Origin of the sequence: Leifsonia sp. NPDC056824, assembly GCF_042789575.1 — a bacterium.
GTDB lineage: Bacteria > Actinomycetota > Actinomycetes > Actinomycetales > Microbacteriaceae > Leifsonia.
This window is the reverse complement of the sequence record NZ_JBHUAV010000001.1, coordinates 1,405,363-1,420,903: the sequence shown is the minus strand read 5'-3', so window position 1 is coordinate 1,420,903 and position 15,541 is coordinate 1,405,363. Positions and strand designations below refer to the sequence as shown.

Here is a 15,541-nt window from a genome sequence, read left to right as displayed (position 1 = left end):
GACCGTGACCGCGCCGAGCCACTGCCCGTACTGCGCGCTGCAGTGCGCCATGACGCTCACCCCGTCCCCGGCCGGTCCGGACCCGGTCGAGGTGGCCGGCCGGATGTTCCCGACCAACCGCGGCGGACTCTGCAAGAAGGGCTGGACCTCCGCCGAGCTGCTCGCGACCCCTGGCCGGCTGACGACGCCGCTGATCCGCGACCACAAGGACGGCGAGCTCCGGCCGGCCGGCTGGGAGGAGGCGCTGACGCTGGTCGCCGACCGCCTGGCCGGCATCCGCCGGGAGGACGGCGCAGACGCGGTCGCGGTGTTCGGCGGCGGCGGCCTCACCAACGAGAAGGCGTACCTGCTCGGCAAGTTCGCCCGGCTCGCGCTCGGCACCTCCCGCATCGACTACAACGGCCGCTTCTGCATGGCCTCCGCGGCCGCGGCGGGCAACCGGGCCTTCGGCGTCGACCGGGGCATGCCGTTCCCGGTGTCCGACCTCGACGACGCGGACACCATCCTGCTGCTGGGCTCGAACGTCGCCGCCACGATGCCGCCGTTCATCGGCCACCTCGCCGGCGCCCGCGCCGCGGGCGGCCTCATCGTCATGGACCCGCGCCGCTCCCAGACCGCCCAGCTCACCGCCGACGGCGGCGGCATCCACGTTCAGCCGGCTCCCGGCACCGACCTCGTCGTACTCCTCGGGCTCACCCACCTGGTGCTGGCGCAGGGCCACGTCGACACCGCCTATCTGGAGGCGCGCACGACCGGCTTCGACGCCGTGCGCCGCAGCGTCGCGTCCTGGTGGCCGGAACGCGTCCAGGAGCACACCGGCGTCCCCGCTGCCCAGCTGCGGGAGGTCGCCACCCGGCTCGCCCGCGGTCGAGGCGCCTACATCCTCACCGGACGCGGGGTGGAGCAGCACGTCGACGGCACCGACACGGCGACCGCGGCGATCAACCTCGCGCTCGTGCTCGGACTCGTCGGCCGCCCCGGGTCGGGCTACGGGACCCTGACCGGCCAGGGCAACGGGCAGGGCGGCCGGGAGCACGGGCAGAAGTGCGACCAGCTCCCCGGCTACCGCACGATCGCCGACCCGTCACACCGAGCCGCGGTCGCCGCGGTGTGGGGCGTCGACCCCGAGACGATCCCCGGCCCCGGCGTGCCCGCGGTCGAGCTGCTCGGGATGCTCGGGAGGCCCGGCGGCGTGCGTGCGCTGCTGGTCCACGGCTCCAATGTGGTGGTCTCCGGGCCCGACGTCGGCGCGATCCGCTCCGGGTTGGAAGCGCTCGACCTGCTGGTGGTCTGCGACTTCGTGCTGTCGGAGACGGCCGAGCTCGCCGACGTCGTGCTGCCGGTCACCCAGTGGGCCGAGGAGGAGGGCACGATGACGAACCTGGAGGGCCGCATCCTCCGGCGGCGCAGGGCCCTCGACCCGCCGGCCGAGGTGCGCAGCGAGCTCGACATCCTGGCCGACCTCGCCCTCCGACTGGACGCGCCGTCGATCTGGCCGACCGACCCGGCCGACGTGTTCGACGAGCTGGCGCGCGCGTCGGCGGGAGGCATCGCCGACTACTCCGGGCTCAGCCACGCCCTCCTGGATGCCCAGCTCGCCGACGATCAGGCGGCGCACTGGCCGTACCCGGCCGGATCCGGCGGCACGCCGCGGCTGTTCCTCGACCGCTTCGGGCACGCCGACGGCCGGGCGCGCCTCGTCGCGGTGCGCGCCCGCGAGCTCACGACCGGCAGCGGCGCGGGCGAGCTCACCCTCATCACCGGACGGCTGCTGGAGCACTACCAGTCGGGAGCGCAGACCCGGCGGGTCCCCGAGCTGCTCACCGCTCAGCCGCGGGTGCGCGCGGAACTGCACCCAGCGACCGCCGCACGGCTCGGCATCGGCGACGGCGACCCGGTGCACGTCCGCAACGCGCGCGGCGCCGTCGAGGCGACCGCGCTGCTCACCGACGGGATGCGCATCGACACCGTCTTCCTGCCGTTCCACTTCGCCGGGACGCAGTGCGCGAACCTCCTCACCGAGTCCGCGGTGGACCCGGTATCGGCGATGCCCGAGTTCAAGCGCACCGCGGTCACCGTCGAGCGGGCGCAGCAGCCGGCCGCCGTCGGCGCGGGAGCGGGAGGTGCGGCATGAACCGGCCGCTCCGCGTCGTGCTGGTCGGCTACGGGCCGGTGGGCGCACGGTTCGTGGAGGAGATGCTGCCGGCGATCAGCGCGGGCCAGGTCTCCCTCGTCGTCGTCGGGGCGGAGCACGAGGACGCCTACAACCGAGTCCTGGTCGCCGAGTACGCGGTGGGGGCGACGCCGCGCGAGCGGCTCGACGTCACCGACACGGAGGCCGCCCGGGCCGCCGGCGCGGACATCCGCCTCGGCGACACCGCCGTCGCCCTCGACCGCGAGCGCCAGCGGGTTCTTACCTCCGCCGGGGACGAGCTCCCCTACGACCGTCTTGTCCTCGCCACCGGCGCCCGGGCGAACATCCCGACCCTGGACGGGCTGCAACAGTCCCGGCGCGAACGCGATTCCAGGCCCGCACCAGACCTCGACCGCGGACCGCGCCCGCTGCCGGTCGGCGTCGTGGCCCTCCGCGACCTGGCGGACGCCGACGCGGTCGCTCCGGTCGTCGCCGGCGGCGGCACGATCGTGGTGCTCGGCGCCGGCGTCCTCGGGATGGAGTTCGCGCTGCTCGCGGCCGAGCACGGCGCGCGCGTCGTGGTCGTGCACCACGGACCGACGCCGATGGCGCGCAACCTCGACGAACCGGGCGGCCGCATGCTCACCCGCGCCGTGCGGGCGCTCGACGTCGGGATGGCGGCGCACGCGCGGGCGGAAAGCGTCGGCTTCCGTGACACCGACGGGCTCCGCATCTTCGACGGCGTCGGCTGCGCCGACGGCACATACATCCCCGGCGACCTCCTGGTCCTCTCCTGCGGGGTGGGACCGCGGGTGGAACTGGCGCTCGCGGCCGGGCTCGCCTGCTCGGCGGGCATCCTCGTCGACGAGGAGCTGCGGAGCTGGACCGACCCCGACGTGTTCGCGATCGGGGACTGCGCGCAGGTGGCCGCGCCGGAGGACGCCGACCCGTCCGGTCGGGTGCCCGGAGCCCCGAGCGGCCTGATCGGGCCGGGCTGGCGGCAGGCCGCCGCTCTGGCACGACGCTTTCGCGCAGAAGCAGCCGGGGCCGCCGCGGGCCCGAACGCCGCTGTCGCCCTCCGTGAGCGACCGACCGCGGTCATGCTCAAAGCGACCGGGGTGGACGTGGTCTCCGGCGGCGACCACTCCGCCGAGCCGTGGGATGCCGACGCCGAGGTCACGGTGTGGCTCGACCCCGCGCGAGCCGCCTACCTCAAGACCGTGGTGCGCGACGGCGCACTGACCGGATTCGTCTCGGTCGGGCTGCCGCACGCCGGCGCCGAGCTGACCCTCCTCTTCGAACGCGGCGCCGCCCTCCCCGCCGAGCCGTCCGCGCTGCTACGACTGGACGCCGCCGACGCCGGCTCCGCCCCCGTCGAGGACCCGCTCGGCCCCGACGCGACCGTGTGCTGGTGCAACGGCGTCACCGCCGGCCGGATCGGCGAAGCGGTCGCCTCCGGCTGCCACACGGTCGAGTGCGTCGGCAAGGACACCCGCGCCGGCACCGGCTGCGGCGGCTGCAAGGGCCGCATCGCCGCCATCCTCGCCGCCGCGACCGTCCCGTGACGCGCGTCAGACGTCGAGGCGGTAGCCGCGCTTGACGACCGTGGCGACGAGTCCCGGCGTCCCGAGGCTCTGCCGCAACCGGCTCAGCGACACCTCCATCGCGTGCTCGTCGCAGCCGCCGTCGAGCGCGACCGCCAGCTCCCGGCGCGAGACCACCGCGCCGTTCGCGGCGACGAGCGCCCGGAACAGCGACAGCGAGGTCGGGGTGAGCCGCACCGGCGTTCCGGCAACCACGGCCACGCTGCCCCGCAGCTCGATGTCGCCGTGCCGCGTGCTGACCCGCCGCGTCGACCGGGCCTCGAGGTGCTCGCAGACCTGCCGGATCAGCGCGCCCATCCGGAACCGGTCGGGCTGCAGCGGCTCGATCCCCACGCTGACCAGCGGCGCGGAGGTCACGGGTCCGACGGTCGCGGCGACGATGTCCTCACGGAACGCCTCCAGCACCTCGCTGTACCGGCCGCGCGCGAGAGCCGCGATGAGGAGTCCGTCGACGGCGGGCGCGCTGGTGAACGTCACGCAGTCGAGCTGCCGGCCCGCGATCGCATCCACGAGCCGGCTGGCGCGCTCGTCCGTGTCCGTCGCGACCGACCAGGTGTACGGCGCCACAGTGATGACGTGATCGCCGGCGTCCCTGAGCCGTCGCAGCTGCACCTCGTCGGTCTGCCCGTGCAACTGGACGGCGACGGACGTCCCGGGCGGGAACTCCGCGATCACCTTGCCCACCAGGGAGGCCGTGGTCTCCTCGTCGCTCATCCCGGCGTCGTCGAGGCCGGCCGCGCGGACGGCGCCTCGCGCTTTCGGTCCGCGGACCAGGATCGTCGTCACGGAGAGCACGCGATGGAGATCCTCGCCGAGACCTGCGGAGTCCGCGACTTCGAACCAGCGGCGCATCCCGTAACTGGTCGTGGCGAGCAGCACCTCGGGCGCCGCGGCGATGATGCGCTGCGTGTCCGCGATGACCGGGGCGTCGTCGTCGGCGTGCCGCATGTGCACGGTCGGCGCGTGCAGCACACTCGCTCCGCGTCGCTCGAACGCGTCGATCAGGTCGGCGGACCGCCGGTCGCTGGTCACTCCGATCCGGAAGCCGGCCAGCTGATCGGACCGGAACGCCGGGGCACCGGCACGCTCGTCGACCATGTCAGGATCCCGTCGCGGCCGCGTCCACCAGCGCGGCAGCCGCCTCCGCGTCGCCGCCGCGGGCGAGCGCGACGACTTCGCCGATCACGATGACGGCAGGGGACGCGACGCCCGCCTGCACCGACTCGGTGAGGATGGTGGTCAGGTCACCGAAGGTGGTCCGCTGCCGAGCCGTGTAGCCCTGTTCGACGACCGCCACCGGCATCGCGGGGTCCATGCCGAACCGGGCGAGACCTGCCGTGATCGACGGCAGGTTCGTGACGCCCATCAGGATGACGATGGTCCCGCCGAGTCCGGCCAGATGCTCCAGCTCGGCGGGAGACAGCGGCGCGTGGCCCGAGACGACGGTGAACAATCGCGACGTGTTCCGGTGCGTCACCGGGATCCCCGCGGCGGCCGGAACGGAGATGGCGCTGGTGACCCCGGGGATCACGCGGACCGGGACACCCGCACGACGGCAGGCCTCCACCTCCTCCGCACCGCGGCCGAACACGAACGGGTCGCCGCCCTTCAGCCGAACGACGTTCGCGCCGTCCAGCGCGTGGGCGACCATCAGCCGTTCGATCTCGTCCTGCGGGATGGGATGGTGGCCGGGACGCTTGCCCACGTCCACGAGCTCGGCCCCGGGTGCGAGAGCCGCAAGCGTCTCGTGCGGTGCGAGCCGGTCGAAGAGGACGACGTCGGCCGCGGCCAGCGCACGCACGGCGGCGACCGTGAGGAGGTCGGGGTCGCCGGGGCCTCCGCCGACCAACGTCACGGATCCGATTCGGATGCTCACAGTTCGTCTCCCTCCGTCGCGCCGCGGACCGGGATCCTCGCCCCGGCCACCAGCACAGCCCCTGCCGCCCGCTCCTCGGCGGTCGCCGGGCGCAGCTGTCCGCGCTCTTCGACGCGGGCGATCGACGGGTCCGCCTCCGTCGGCGCGTTCACGAACGACCGGAACCGGCGCAGCCGCTCCGGGTCGCGCAGCGTCGCCGCCCATTCGTCCTCGTAGGTGTCGATGTGCGCGGCCATCGCGGCCTCCAGCTCGGCGCCGAGGCCGAGCGAGTCCGCCACGACCACCTCGCGGACGTGGTCGACACCGCCGTCGAGGTCCTCCATCCACCGGGCCGTGCGCTGCAGCCGGTCGGCCGTGCGGATGTAGTACATGAGGTAGCGGTCGATGTAGCGCACCAGCGTCTCGTCGTCGAGGTCGGAGGCGAGCAGCTGCGCGTGCGCGGGCTGGAATCCGCCGTTGCCGCCGACGTAGAGGTTCCAGCCCTTGTCCGTCGCGATCACGCCGATGTCCTTGCCCCTGGCTTCTGCGCACTCGCGGGCGCAACCGGAGACCCCGAACTTGAACTTGTGCGGCGCCCGGAGGCCGCGATAGCGCAGCTCCAGTCCGACGGCCATGCCGACCGAGTCCTGCACCCCGTACCGGCACCAGGTGGAGCCGACGCAGCTCTTCACGTTGCGCAGCGCCTTGCCGTACGCCTGGCCCGACTCGAAGCCGGCGTCGACGAGCAGCTTCCAGATGTCCGGGAGCTGGTCGAGCCTGGCGCCGAACATGTCGATCCGCTGGCCGCCGGTGATCTTCGTGTAGAGGCCGAAGTCGGTCGCGACCTGGGCGATCACCGCGAGCTTCTGCGGAGTGATCTCGCCGCCGGGGATGCGCGGGACCACGGAGTAGGTGCCGTCCTTCTGCATGTTGGCGAGGGCGCGGTCGTTGGTGTCCTGCAGCGGGCCGCGGCCGCCGTCGAGCGGGTACCCGTTGTGCTGGCTGGCCAGGATGCTGCCGACGGCCGGCTTGCAGATGTCGCAGCCCAGGCCGGTCCCGAGCCGCGCGATCGTCTCGTCCCAGCTCCTCAGTTCGAGGACGCGGATCGACTCGAACAGCTCCTGACGGGACAGCTCGAAGTGCTCGCACAGCGCGTGCGAGACGGTCGCGCCCGCGGCCGTGAGCTCGGCCTCCAGCAGCTTCTTCACCAACGGCACGCACGAACCGCACTGGGTGCCGGCACGGGTGCAGGACTTCAGCTCGCCGAGCTCGTGACAGCCATCGCCCACGGCCGAGCGGACGGCGCCGGCCGTCACGTTGTTGCACGAGCAGACGAACGCGTCGTCGGGCAGCGCGCCGCCGGCGGGAGGCTCGGCGCCCGCGGCGGACAGGTAGGCCGCCGGCTCGGCATCGAGCTCCCGGCCGAGCAGTGGGCGCAGGCCCGCATACGGTGCCGCGTCGCCGACGAAGACGCCGCCGAGCAGGGTCTTCGCGTCGCCGCTGACCACGAGTTTCTGGTACAGGCCGCGCGCCGGGTCGGCGTAGACGATCTCCAGCGCGCCGGGCTCCCGCGCGAACGCGTCCCCGAAGCTCGCGACGTCGACCCCGGAGAGCTTCAGCTTGGTCGCGTCGTCCACCGTCGTGAACGCGGCGTCGCCGCCGAGCAGCCGGTCCGCGACCGTCTCGGCCATCGCGTTCGCCGGAGCGACCAGGCCGACCGTGCGGCCGTCGATCGCGGCGACCTCCCCGATCGCCCACACCGACGGGTCGGAGGTGCGGCAGCCCTCGTCGACGACCACCCCGCCGCGCTCGGCCGTCGCGATCCCGGAGTCCCTGGCCAGCTCGTCACGCGCCCGGATGCCGATGGCGAAGACCACGACGTCGGCCGGGACACTGCGTCCGTCGGCGCAGAGCACCGCGACCGGGAGGCCGTCGTCACCTAGGCGGATCTCGCGCGGCCGCGTGCCGAGGTGCAGGTCGATCCCGCGCGCGGCGATCAGCCGGCCCAGCGCCTGACCGGCGCCCTCGTCCAGCTGCGCCGACATCAGCCAGCCGCCCGAGTGGATGATCACGGCCTCCGCGCCCAGCGCCGCAGCGCCGCCCGCGGCTTCCAGCCCGAGCAGGCCGCCGCCGGCCACGGCGACCCGGGGAGCCCGGCCCAGCCGTTCGCGCAGGCCGCCGATCTCGGCGACCAGCGCGTCCACGTCGTCGATGGTGCGGTAGACCCGGCTCGCGGCCGAACCGGGGATGTCGGGCACGGGAGCGGAGGAGCCGGTCGCGAGGACGAGCTGGTCGTAGCCGAGCGTGGCGCCGGTCGAAGTCGTTACCGTCCGCGACTTCCGGTCGATCGTCGTCACCCTCTCGCCGACCCGCAGCTCCACCGCCGCGTCCTCCCAGTGCGAGGCCGGCTCCAGCGTGAGATCGACCGCGCCGTCGGCGAGCCGCTTGCTCAGCTGGACGCGGTCGTACGGCAGGTAGGGCTCCTCGGCGATCACCACGATGGAGCGGGAGGCCGCACCGCCGCGCGAGACGAGAGCGTCCACCAGGCGGTGCGCGGCCGGGCCGCCTCCTACGATCAGGGTGCGTTCGGTCGTCATGCGGGCCCCTTCCGGGTCTGCAGCGGCGGCTGCCGCACCGGTCGGACCTCTCCCGGTGCCTTCCGAGCGTAGGCGGGCGGCGTTTCCCTCCCGTTTCGCCCGTGTGACCGTCCGTTAACACGGGCGCACAGGACGGCTCTCCGGCTGTGAGCGGGGCTTCATGCGGTCGTTACACACCGCGTCGCCCGCGGAAACCTGCGAGACATAGCGTCGGACCATGACGATCACGCAGAGCCTCCCGCACCCGGATGTCCGGCGCACCGACTGGGTGCGCGCCTGCCGCGTCGACGACCTGGAGCCGTCCTGGGGCGAGGCCGTGCTGCTCCGGATGCGGCAGATCGCGCTCTTCCTGCTCGCACCGCGGGAGGTCTACGCCGTCGCGCACGAAGACCCGGCCGGCGGCGCGCCCGTCATGGCGCGCGGCATCGTCGGCTCGCGCGGCGACCGCCCGACGGTCGCGTCGCCGCTGCACAAGGAGGTGTACGACCTGGGGACCGGCGAGTGCTTCACCGACCCCGGGCTGGTCCTGACGACCTTCCGCACCCGCATCGTCGGCGGGTTCATCGAGATCGAGCTGGAGGGCGAGTGAGCGACGTCGTCCTCGCCGCCTCGCACGGGACGTCGTCCGCGGAGGGACAGGCCGCGGTACGCCGCCTGGTCGAGTCGGTCGCCGCCCGAATGCCCGTCCCGGTCATCGGCTGCCACGTCGACGTCGAGCAGCCGGACGTGCCGTCGGCCCTTGCCGCAGCGGCAGCGCTCGGGCATCGCGCGACGATCGTCCCGCTCTTGCTCTCGGCCGGCTACCACGTCTTCGTCGACCTCGCTGAGAGCGCCGACGCGTCCCCGATCCCGACGACCGTGGCTCCCGCGCTCGGGCCCGATCCACGCCTCGCGGCCGTGCTCGCCCGACGGCTCAACGACGTCGGCCTCCGGCACGATGACTCGATCGTGCTCGCGGCCGCCGGGTCCACCGACTCCCGAGCTGTGGCGGACTGCGAACGCATGCGCGAACTGCTCGAGTCACGCCTCGGCCGGACGGTGGGGCTCGGCTACGTCTCCGCAGCGAGCCCCCGGCTGGCCGACGCCGTCGCATCGGCGCGGACCGCGAACCCCGGCACCCGCGTCGTCATCGCCACGTATCTGCTGGCCCCCGGCTACTTCACCGACCTCGTCGGCCGAGCCGGTGCGGACGTCACGACAGCTCCGCTGCTGACGCCAGACGACACTCCGGCCGAGCTGGTGGAGACCGTCGTCGAGCGGGCGACCTCCGGCGCGTACGTGTAGCTCCGAGGCGGCTCAGTCCAGCAGGTCCGCCCACAGCGCCGTCGAGATGTACCGCTCGCCGGTGTCGGCGACGATCGCCACGACGGTCTTCCCGGCGTTCTCGGGCCGCGCGGCGACCTGGAGGGCGCCCCACACGATCGCCCCGGACGAGATGCCGGCCAGGATGCCCTCCTCGGACGCGAGCTTCTTGGCCGTCGCGATCGAGTCGTCGAACGACACATCGATGACCTCGTCGTACACGGTCGTGTCGAGGATCTCCGGCACGAAGTTTGCGCCGAGGCCCTGGATTTTGTGCGGGCCGGGCTTGCCGCCGCTGAGGATCGGGGAGTCGACCGGCTCGACCGCCACGATCTGCACGCCGGGCTTGCGCTCCTTGAGCACCTGGCCGACGCCCGTGATGGTGCCGCCGGTGCCGATCCCTGCGACGAGGATGTCGACGCCGCCGTCGGTGTCCGCCCAGATCTCCTCGGCCGTGGTGGCCCGGTGAATCGCGGGGTTGGCCTCGTTGGCGAACTGGCGGGCCCAGATCGCATTGTCGTTCTCCGCGACGATCTTCTGCGCGGCCTCCACGGCCCCGCGCATCCCCTCCGGGCCGGGGGTGAGGACGATCTCGGCGCCGAACGCGCGCAGCAGCACGCGGCGCTCCTTCGACATGGTCTCGGGCATGGTCAAGATGACCTTGTAGCCGCGGGCCGCGCCCACCATCGCGAGCGCGATGCCGGTATTGCCGCTGGTGCCCTCCACGATCGTCCCGCCAGGGCGCAGCTCGCCCGACTTCTCGGCGGCGTCGATGATGGCGACGCCGATCCGGTCCTTGACGCTTCCGCCGGGGTTGTAGAACTCCAGCTTCGCCAGCACGGTCGCGCCGGCGTCGGCGGCGATCCTGTTGAGCTTGACCAGCGGGGTCCGGCCGACGGCGGCGGTGATGTCTTCGTAGACGTTCGTGGGCATGGCTCTCTCTCGTGTTCGTGAAGGATGGAGGTGCGGGAGGTCAGGTGAGGATTTCCGCGATCGGGCTGACCGCGGCGGCGGCCCCGACTTGCAGGTCGGCGACGATGGCGGCCGCGGTGCGAGCGCCGTTGCCGGCGGCGATGATCATCTGCTGCGGGCCAGGCGCGGCGACGTCGCCGGCGGCATACAGCCCGCGGATGGAGGTCCGGCCGTCGTCGTCCGTGACGAGGAAGCCCTCGGGCGACTCCTGGGGCTGGAGGCCGTCGATGAAGCCGGTCGCGATCTGCCAGGTGGGGCGGATGAAGCCGCCGTCGATGGGGATGGACCGGCCGTCCTGCAACAGAACGGAGTGGACGGCTCCGCGTTCGCCTTCGAGGTCGGCGATCGCCATCCGCTCGACCCGGATCCCGAGCGCGTTCAGGGCGGTCGCCTCATCGGCGGTGACGACCGGGGAACCGTTGGTGAAGACGGTGAGGTCAGTGGTCCAGCGGGCCAGGTGAACCGCGCGGCGGGCGAGGTCCGGTGTCTCGCCGATGAGGGCGAGCGGCTTGCCGCGCAGGTCCCAGGCGTCGCACGCGACGCAGCTGAACACGCTCATCCCGTAGAACGAGCGGATGCTCGGCAGCGCGGGGAGCGTCTCGGTCAGCCCGGTCGTGAGGAGGACCGCCTCGGCGGAGACGATGTGCTCCTCCCCCGGCGCCCGGCCGGCGATCTCGACCACGAACCCGTCGCCGTCCGTGCGCACCGAGGTGACCGACCGCCGCTCCAGGTGCTCGACGTTCTCGTACACCGCGAGCTCCGCCTTGGCGAGGGCGCGCAACTCGGTCGGGCGGATGCCATCCCGGGTGAGGAACCCGTGTGAACGGAGCGTGGCCGAGTTGCGCGGCCGGCTGGCGTCCACCAGCACGACGTCGACCAGCGCCCGCGCGAGGTTGAGCGTGGCGGAGAGCCCGGCCGGGCCGCCGCCGATGACGACGACCTCAGGCATGCACGACCTCCTGCGGCGGCAGCGCCGCGATCAGCGGGTGGTCGTACGGCTGCGGCCCGACCTTGGACGCCCCGCCGGGGTTGCCGAGCTCGCTGAAGAACTCGACGTTCGCGGCGTGGTAGTCGGCCCACTCCTCGGGGAGGTCGTCCTCGTAGTAGATCGCCTCGACCGGGCAGACCGGCTCGCACGCACCGCAGTCGACGCACTCGTCGACGTTGATGTAGAGGGAGCGCTCCCCCTCGTAGATGCAGTCGACCGGACACTCGTCGATGCAGGCGCGGTCCTTCACGTCCACGCACGGCAGCGCGATCACGTAAGTCATCGGACGATCACCTCGCGGTTGGAGATCGCGACCTGCTCGTCGCGCGGCACGACCTTGATCCGCTCCCGGACCACGTCGCCGGCGAACCCCTCGCCGAGGGCGCGCTCGTGGCCGTCGAGGGCGAGCCAGCCCTCCCATGTCGTGTAGCGGACACCGCGCGACTCGAGGAAGGACAGCACGGCGTCCTCCCCCGGGCGCTCCGCGTCGGCCAGGACGGAGTGGTCCTCCAGCAGCTTCTCGATGGTCTCGCCGGCGTCGCCCTTGGTGTGGCCGATCAGTCCGACCGGGCCGCGCTTGATCCAGCCGGTCGCGTAGAGGCCGGTAGCCGACTCACTGCCGTCGAGGACGCGGCCGCCGTCGTTCGGGATGACCCCGGCGGCCTCGTCGAACGGGAGGTCGCGTACGGGTGTGCCGCGGTAGCCGATCGCCCGGTAGACGGCCTGCACGTCGTAGTCGGCGAAGGCGCCGGTGCCGCGGATGCCGCCCTGCCCGTCGGGCTCGGTGCGCTCGAAGCGGATGCCGGTGACGGCCTCCTCGCCGAGCAGCTCGACCGGCTTGTGCCAGAAGTGCAGGTGCAGGCGACGCGGGGCGCCGGTGGGCTCGCGGTCGCGCCACGACTGCAGGATGCGCGCCATGACCTTGGCCTGGTTGCCCGCGGCCCGCCGCTCCCCGGTCGAGGCGTCGGCGCGATCGAAGTCCTCCTCGTACAGGACGATGTCGACGCCGGGGACCTCGCCGAGCTCGCGCAGCTCGATCGGGGTGAACTTGATGTCCTCCGGGCCGCGGCGGCCGAAGACGTGGACGTCCGTGACCGGCGACGCGACGAGGCCCGCGTGCACGTTGTCGGGGATATCGGTGGTCAGCAGGTCGGCCGGGTGCTTGGCGAGCACGCGTGCGACGTCCAGTGCCACATTGCCGTTGCCCAGCACCGCGACCTCGGTGGCCTCCAGCGGCCAGTGCCGCGGCACGTCGGGGTGGCCGTCGTACCAGGAGACGAAGTCGGCGGCGCCGAAGCTGCCAGGGAGGCCGAGGCCGGGGAGGTCGACCACGGCGTCCCGCTGCGCACCGGTCGCGAAGATCACCGCGTGATAGAGCGACTGGAGCTCGTCCACAGTGATGTCCGCGCCGACCTCCACGTTGCCGATCAGCCGCACGGACCCCTCGGCGAGCATGTCGTGCAGCGACGTGACGATGCCCTTGATGCGCGGGTGGTCGGGGGCGACGCCGTAGCGGATGAGGCCGTACGGCGCAGGCAGGGACTCGAACAGGTCGATCCGGACGTCGATGCCGGCCTCGGCGGCGCGGGTGCGCAGGATGTTGCCGGCGTAGATGCCGGCGGGTCCGGCGCCGACGACGGCCACGCGGAACGGTCGGGTCATTGAGGTGCCTCTCGGTATGGTGCAGTGCTGTGTGCTGCGGGGATGGGGAGGAGGTCGGGGTCGGCCAGCCGGACCACGTCGCCGACGACGATCACGGCCGGCGACTGCACGCCGCGCACGGCGGCCTCAGCGGCGATGGTGCCCAGGGTGCCGACGGTCACGCGCTGGCCGTCGCCGTAGCCGTCCTCCACGATGGCGACCGGGCAGTCCGCGCCGCGGCGGCCCGCGGCAAGAGTGGCGGCGGTGCCGGCGAGCCCCGATACGCCCATGAGCAGGATGACGGTGTGCTCCGGCCCACCAGGCACCTCGTCGATGTCGGTGTGCGCCGAGAGCACGGTGAACCCGGCGGCGACACCGCGGTGGGTGACCGGGATGCCGGCGATGGACGGCACTGCGATGGCACTCGTCACGCCGGGCACGACCTCCACCGGGATGCCGGCAGCACGGCAGAACTCGGCCTCCTCGCCGCCGCGGCCGAACACGAACGGGTCGCCGCCCTTCAACCGCACGACGCGCTTGCCCGCACGGGCGTGCTCGACCAGCAGCTCGTTGATCCGCGACTGCGGCACCGGATGGTGGTGCGGGCGCTTGCCCACGTCGATGACCTCCACGCCGGGCGCGAGGTCGTCGAGGAGGGCGCGCGGCCCGAGCCGGTCGGCGATCACGACGTCGGCCGCGGTCAGCAGCTGACGGCCGCGCACGGTGATGAGGTCGGGGTGGCCGGGCCCGCCGCCGACCAGGGCGACGGAGCCAAGACGTTGTCCGGTCATCGGGATGCTCCCGTCAGTCCGCGGCGGCGCAGCAGCGTGCGCTCGACCGGTGCGAAAATCGCCAGTTCGACGACGATGCCGACGACGAGGATGGTCAGGATGGTGGCGAGCACGCTGGGCAGGTCGGCGAGCGTCCTGCTCTGTTCGAGCATCGAGCCCAGGCCGAAGCCGAGCGAGCCCGCGATGATCTCGGCCGCCATCAGCGACCGCCACGCGAACGCCCAGCCCTGCCGGAGTCCCGCGACGTAGCCGGGCAGGGCGGCAGGGAAGAGGATGCGGGTCTGCAGCCGGCGGCGGTTCGCGCCGAGGATGACGCCCACGCGGCGAAGCTGCGGCGGCACCTGGTCGATGCCGGCGAGGAGGCCGTTGACGATCGAGGGGACGGCGCCGAGCAGCACCACGAAGTACACGGCCGCGTCGGTCAGCCCGAACCAGAGGATCGCGGCGGGCACCCATGCCACCGAGGGCAGCACCTGGAGGCCGGAGAGGATCGGCCCGACTGCGCGACGCAGCCAGCGCACCTCGGCCAGCAGGAGCCCGAGCGGGGTCGCGATGAGGATGGCGAGCAGGAAGCCGAAGCCGCCGCGGCCCAGGCTGGTGCCGATGGCCGTGGCGAGGTGACCGGAGGCCGCGGCGCTGCCGAGCGCGCCGAGCACGTCCGCAGGCCCCGGGTAGAGGTCGGGGCGCGGGTGCGCGATGACGGTGTAGAGCTGCCAGGCGAGGACGGCGGCGAGCACGAACACGATCGGCGGGACGACGGACCGGCCGAGACGGCGGGCGCGGCCCGGCCCGGCATCCCGAACGGTCTGCAGGGAGTCCAGGCCGGACTCCAGGGCGCGCAGCTCGGAGGTCCCGGCCTCCGAACGGTAGGGCACGGGCGCGATGGTGGGGGTGGCGGTGGCTTCAGGCGGCATTGCGGATCAGCTCCTCTCGCAGCCGGCGGGTGATCTCGTCGTCCAGCCGGGCGGTCTCCACCGGGTCGGCGCCGGCCCGGACGGACGCGGGCACCGCCCATTCGGCGGCGACTCGGCCGGGCCGCGAGCTGAGCAGCACGATCCGCTGGCCGAGGCGCAGCGCCTCCCGGACGTTGTGGGTGACGAAGACGATGGTGCGGCCGGTCTGCCGCCAGATCCGCTCCAGCTCGACGTGCAGGAGGTCGCGGGTGATCGCGTCGACCGCGGCGAAGGGCTCGTCCATCAGCAGCACATGGCGGTCCTGCGCGAGCGCGCGGGCGAGGGCGACGCGCTGCCGCATCCCGCCGGAGAGCTCGTGCGGCCGGCGGTCGGCGGCGTGCGAGAGCGAAACGAGCTCCAGGAGTTCGTCGACGCGGGTCCTGCGCTCATTGCGCGGCACTCCACCGAGGTCGAGGGCGAGTTCGACGTTGCGGCGCGCGGTCAGCCAGGGCAGCAGGGCGGCATCCTGGAACATCATCGCGACCGCGCCGCTGGGCACCGCGATCTCGCCCGTGGTCGGCTGCTCGAGCCCGGCGATCAGGTTCAGGATGGTCGACTTGCCGCACCCGGACGCCCCGAGCAGGCAGACGAACTCGCCGTCGCCCACCCGCAGGTCCACCGCGTCGAGCACGACGGGCGCGTGTGCGCCGAAGCGCTTGCTCACGCCCGTCAGCGTGACGGCGGTGCGGTCCAGGTCGCTCACG

Annotated in this window: 13 protein-coding genes and 1 pseudogene; 4 read left to right on the top strand and 10 right to left on the bottom strand. The window is 73.3% G+C overall.

What is annotated here, in order from left to right; translation table 11 throughout:
• Window positions 1-4: 4 nt before the first annotated feature.
• Both ACFRFH_RS07130 and ACFRFH_RS07125 read left to right on the top strand, forming a co-directional pair.
• Window positions 5-2,134: a molybdopterin oxidoreductase family protein gene (locus tag ACFRFH_RS07130; protein WP_382462285.1), complete on the top strand. Its 2,130-nt coding sequence runs from the start codon at window positions 5-7 to the stop codon at window positions 2,132-2,134.
• On the top strand, window positions 2,131-3,699 hold the full coding sequence (locus ACFRFH_RS07125; protein WP_382462284.1) for an FAD-dependent oxidoreductase: 1,569 nt from the start codon (window positions 2,131-2,133) through the stop codon (window positions 3,697-3,699). Before ACFRFH_RS07130 ends, ACFRFH_RS07125 begins: the two co-directional genes overlap by 4 nt.
• 6 nt (window positions 3,700-3,705) lie before the next feature.
• Here the strand turns inward: ACFRFH_RS07125 and ACFRFH_RS07120 are convergent, their stop codons facing one another.
• The 3 genes and pseudogenes from ACFRFH_RS07120 to nirB form a co-directional block, all read right to left on the bottom strand.
• Window positions 3,706-4,836: a uroporphyrinogen-III synthase gene (locus ACFRFH_RS07120; protein ID WP_382462283.1), complete on the bottom strand. Its 1,131-nt coding sequence runs from the start codon at window positions 4,834-4,836 to the stop codon at window positions 3,706-3,708.
• Window position 4,837: 1 nt separating this feature from the next.
• Window positions 4,838-5,599: pseudogene (cobA, locus tag ACFRFH_RS07115) on the bottom strand (uroporphyrinogen-III C-methyltransferase); the annotation flags it as partial.
• A gap of 11 nt (window positions 5,600-5,610) precedes the next feature.
• On the bottom strand, window positions 5,611-8,190 hold the full coding sequence (gene nirB, locus ACFRFH_RS07110) for a nitrite reductase large subunit NirB (RefSeq protein WP_382462282.1): 2,580 nt from the start codon (window positions 8,188-8,190) through the stop codon (window positions 5,611-5,613).
• A gap of 217 nt (window positions 8,191-8,407) precedes the next feature.
• Between nirB and nirD the strand changes: the two genes are divergently transcribed.
• Window positions 8,408-8,779, top strand: a complete 372-nt coding sequence (gene nirD, locus ACFRFH_RS07105) for a nitrite reductase small subunit NirD (RefSeq protein ID WP_382462281.1) — start codon at window positions 8,408-8,410, stop codon at window positions 8,777-8,779.
• Window positions 8,776-9,474, top strand: a complete 699-nt coding sequence (locus ACFRFH_RS07100) for a sirohydrochlorin chelatase (protein WP_382462280.1) — start codon at window positions 8,776-8,778, stop codon at window positions 9,472-9,474. The genes nirD and ACFRFH_RS07100 overlap by 4 nt, the downstream gene beginning before the upstream one ends.
• Window positions 9,475-9,486: 12 nt before the next feature.
• Here the strand turns inward: ACFRFH_RS07100 and cysK are convergent, their stop codons facing one another.
• The 7 genes from cysK to ACFRFH_RS07065 are packed head-to-tail and all read right to left on the bottom strand — an operon-like array spanning window position 9,487 to window position 15,540.
• The gene (gene cysK, locus ACFRFH_RS07095) at window positions 9,487-10,425 is read right to left on the bottom strand and encodes a cysteine synthase A (RefSeq protein ID WP_382462279.1); all 939 of its coding nucleotides are present in this window, start codon (window positions 10,423-10,425) and stop codon (window positions 9,487-9,489) included.
• Between the two features lie 40 nt (window positions 10,426-10,465).
• Window positions 10,466-11,413 carry an NAD(P)/FAD-dependent oxidoreductase gene (locus tag ACFRFH_RS07090; RefSeq protein ID WP_382462278.1) on the bottom strand — a complete coding sequence of 316 codons (948 nt, stop codon included), beginning with the start codon at window positions 11,411-11,413 and terminating at the stop codon, window positions 10,466-10,468.
• Window positions 11,406-11,735, bottom strand: a complete 330-nt coding sequence (gene fdxA / locus ACFRFH_RS07085; RefSeq protein ID WP_382462277.1) for a ferredoxin — start codon at window positions 11,733-11,735, stop codon at window positions 11,406-11,408. The genes ACFRFH_RS07090 and fdxA overlap by 8 nt, the downstream gene beginning before the upstream one ends.
• Complete coding sequence (locus ACFRFH_RS07080; protein WP_382462276.1) at window positions 11,732-13,114, bottom strand: FAD-dependent oxidoreductase; 1,383 nt, start codon at window positions 13,112-13,114, stop codon at window positions 11,732-11,734. The genes fdxA and ACFRFH_RS07080 overlap by 4 nt, the downstream gene beginning before the upstream one ends.
• Window positions 13,111-13,884, bottom strand: coding sequence for a uroporphyrinogen-III C-methyltransferase (gene cobA, locus ACFRFH_RS07075; RefSeq protein WP_382462275.1), 774 nt, complete (start codon window positions 13,882-13,884; stop codon window positions 13,111-13,113). Before cobA (ACFRFH_RS07075) ends, ACFRFH_RS07080 begins: the two co-directional genes overlap by 4 nt.
• Entirely contained in the window at window positions 13,881-14,798 is a 918-nt protein-coding gene (locus ACFRFH_RS07070) for an ABC transporter permease (protein ID WP_382462274.1), read from the bottom strand. Before ACFRFH_RS07070 ends, cobA (ACFRFH_RS07075) begins: the two co-directional genes overlap by 4 nt.
• The gene (locus tag ACFRFH_RS07065; protein WP_382462273.1) at window positions 14,788-15,540 is read right to left on the bottom strand and encodes an ABC transporter ATP-binding protein; all 753 of its coding nucleotides are present in this window, start codon (window positions 15,538-15,540) and stop codon (window positions 14,788-14,790) included. Before ACFRFH_RS07065 ends, ACFRFH_RS07070 begins: the two co-directional genes overlap by 11 nt.
• Between the last annotated feature and the right edge of the window lies 1 nt (window position 15,541).

Excerpts from the sequence above, each read along its gene's own strand:
- ACFRFH_RS07125 (WP_382462284.1), top strand. The coding sequence starts at position 2,131 with ATGAACCGGCCGCTCCGCGTCGTGCTGGTCGGCTACGGGCCGGTGGGC.
- ACFRFH_RS07120 (WP_382462283.1), bottom strand. The coding sequence starts at position 4,836 with ATGGTCGACGAGCGTGCCGGTGCCCCGGCGTTCCGGTCCGATCAGCTG.
- nirB (WP_382462282.1), bottom strand. The coding sequence starts at position 8,190 with ATGACGACCGAACGCACCCTGATCGTAGGAGGCGGCCCGGCCGCGCAC.
- nirD (WP_382462281.1), top strand. The coding sequence starts at position 8,408 with ATGACGATCACGCAGAGCCTCCCGCACCCGGATGTCCGGCGCACCGAC.
- cysK (WP_382462279.1), bottom strand. The coding sequence starts at position 10,425 with ATGCCCACGAACGTCTACGAAGACATCACCGCCGCCGTCGGCCGGACC.
- ACFRFH_RS07090 (WP_382462278.1), bottom strand. The coding sequence starts at position 11,413 with ATGCCTGAGGTCGTCGTCATCGGCGGCGGCCCGGCCGGGCTCTCCGCC.
- fdxA (WP_382462277.1), bottom strand. The coding sequence starts at position 11,735 with ATGACTTACGTGATCGCGCTGCCGTGCGTGGACGTGAAGGACCGCGCC.
- ACFRFH_RS07080 (WP_382462276.1), bottom strand. The coding sequence starts at position 13,114 with ATGACCCGACCGTTCCGCGTGGCCGTCGTCGGCGCCGGACCCGCCGGC.
- cobA (WP_382462275.1), bottom strand. The coding sequence starts at position 13,884 with ATGACCGGACAACGTCTTGGCTCCGTCGCCCTGGTCGGCGGCGGGCCC.
- ACFRFH_RS07070 (WP_382462274.1), bottom strand. The coding sequence starts at position 14,798 with ATGCCGCCTGAAGCCACCGCCACCCCCACCATCGCGCCCGTGCCCTAC.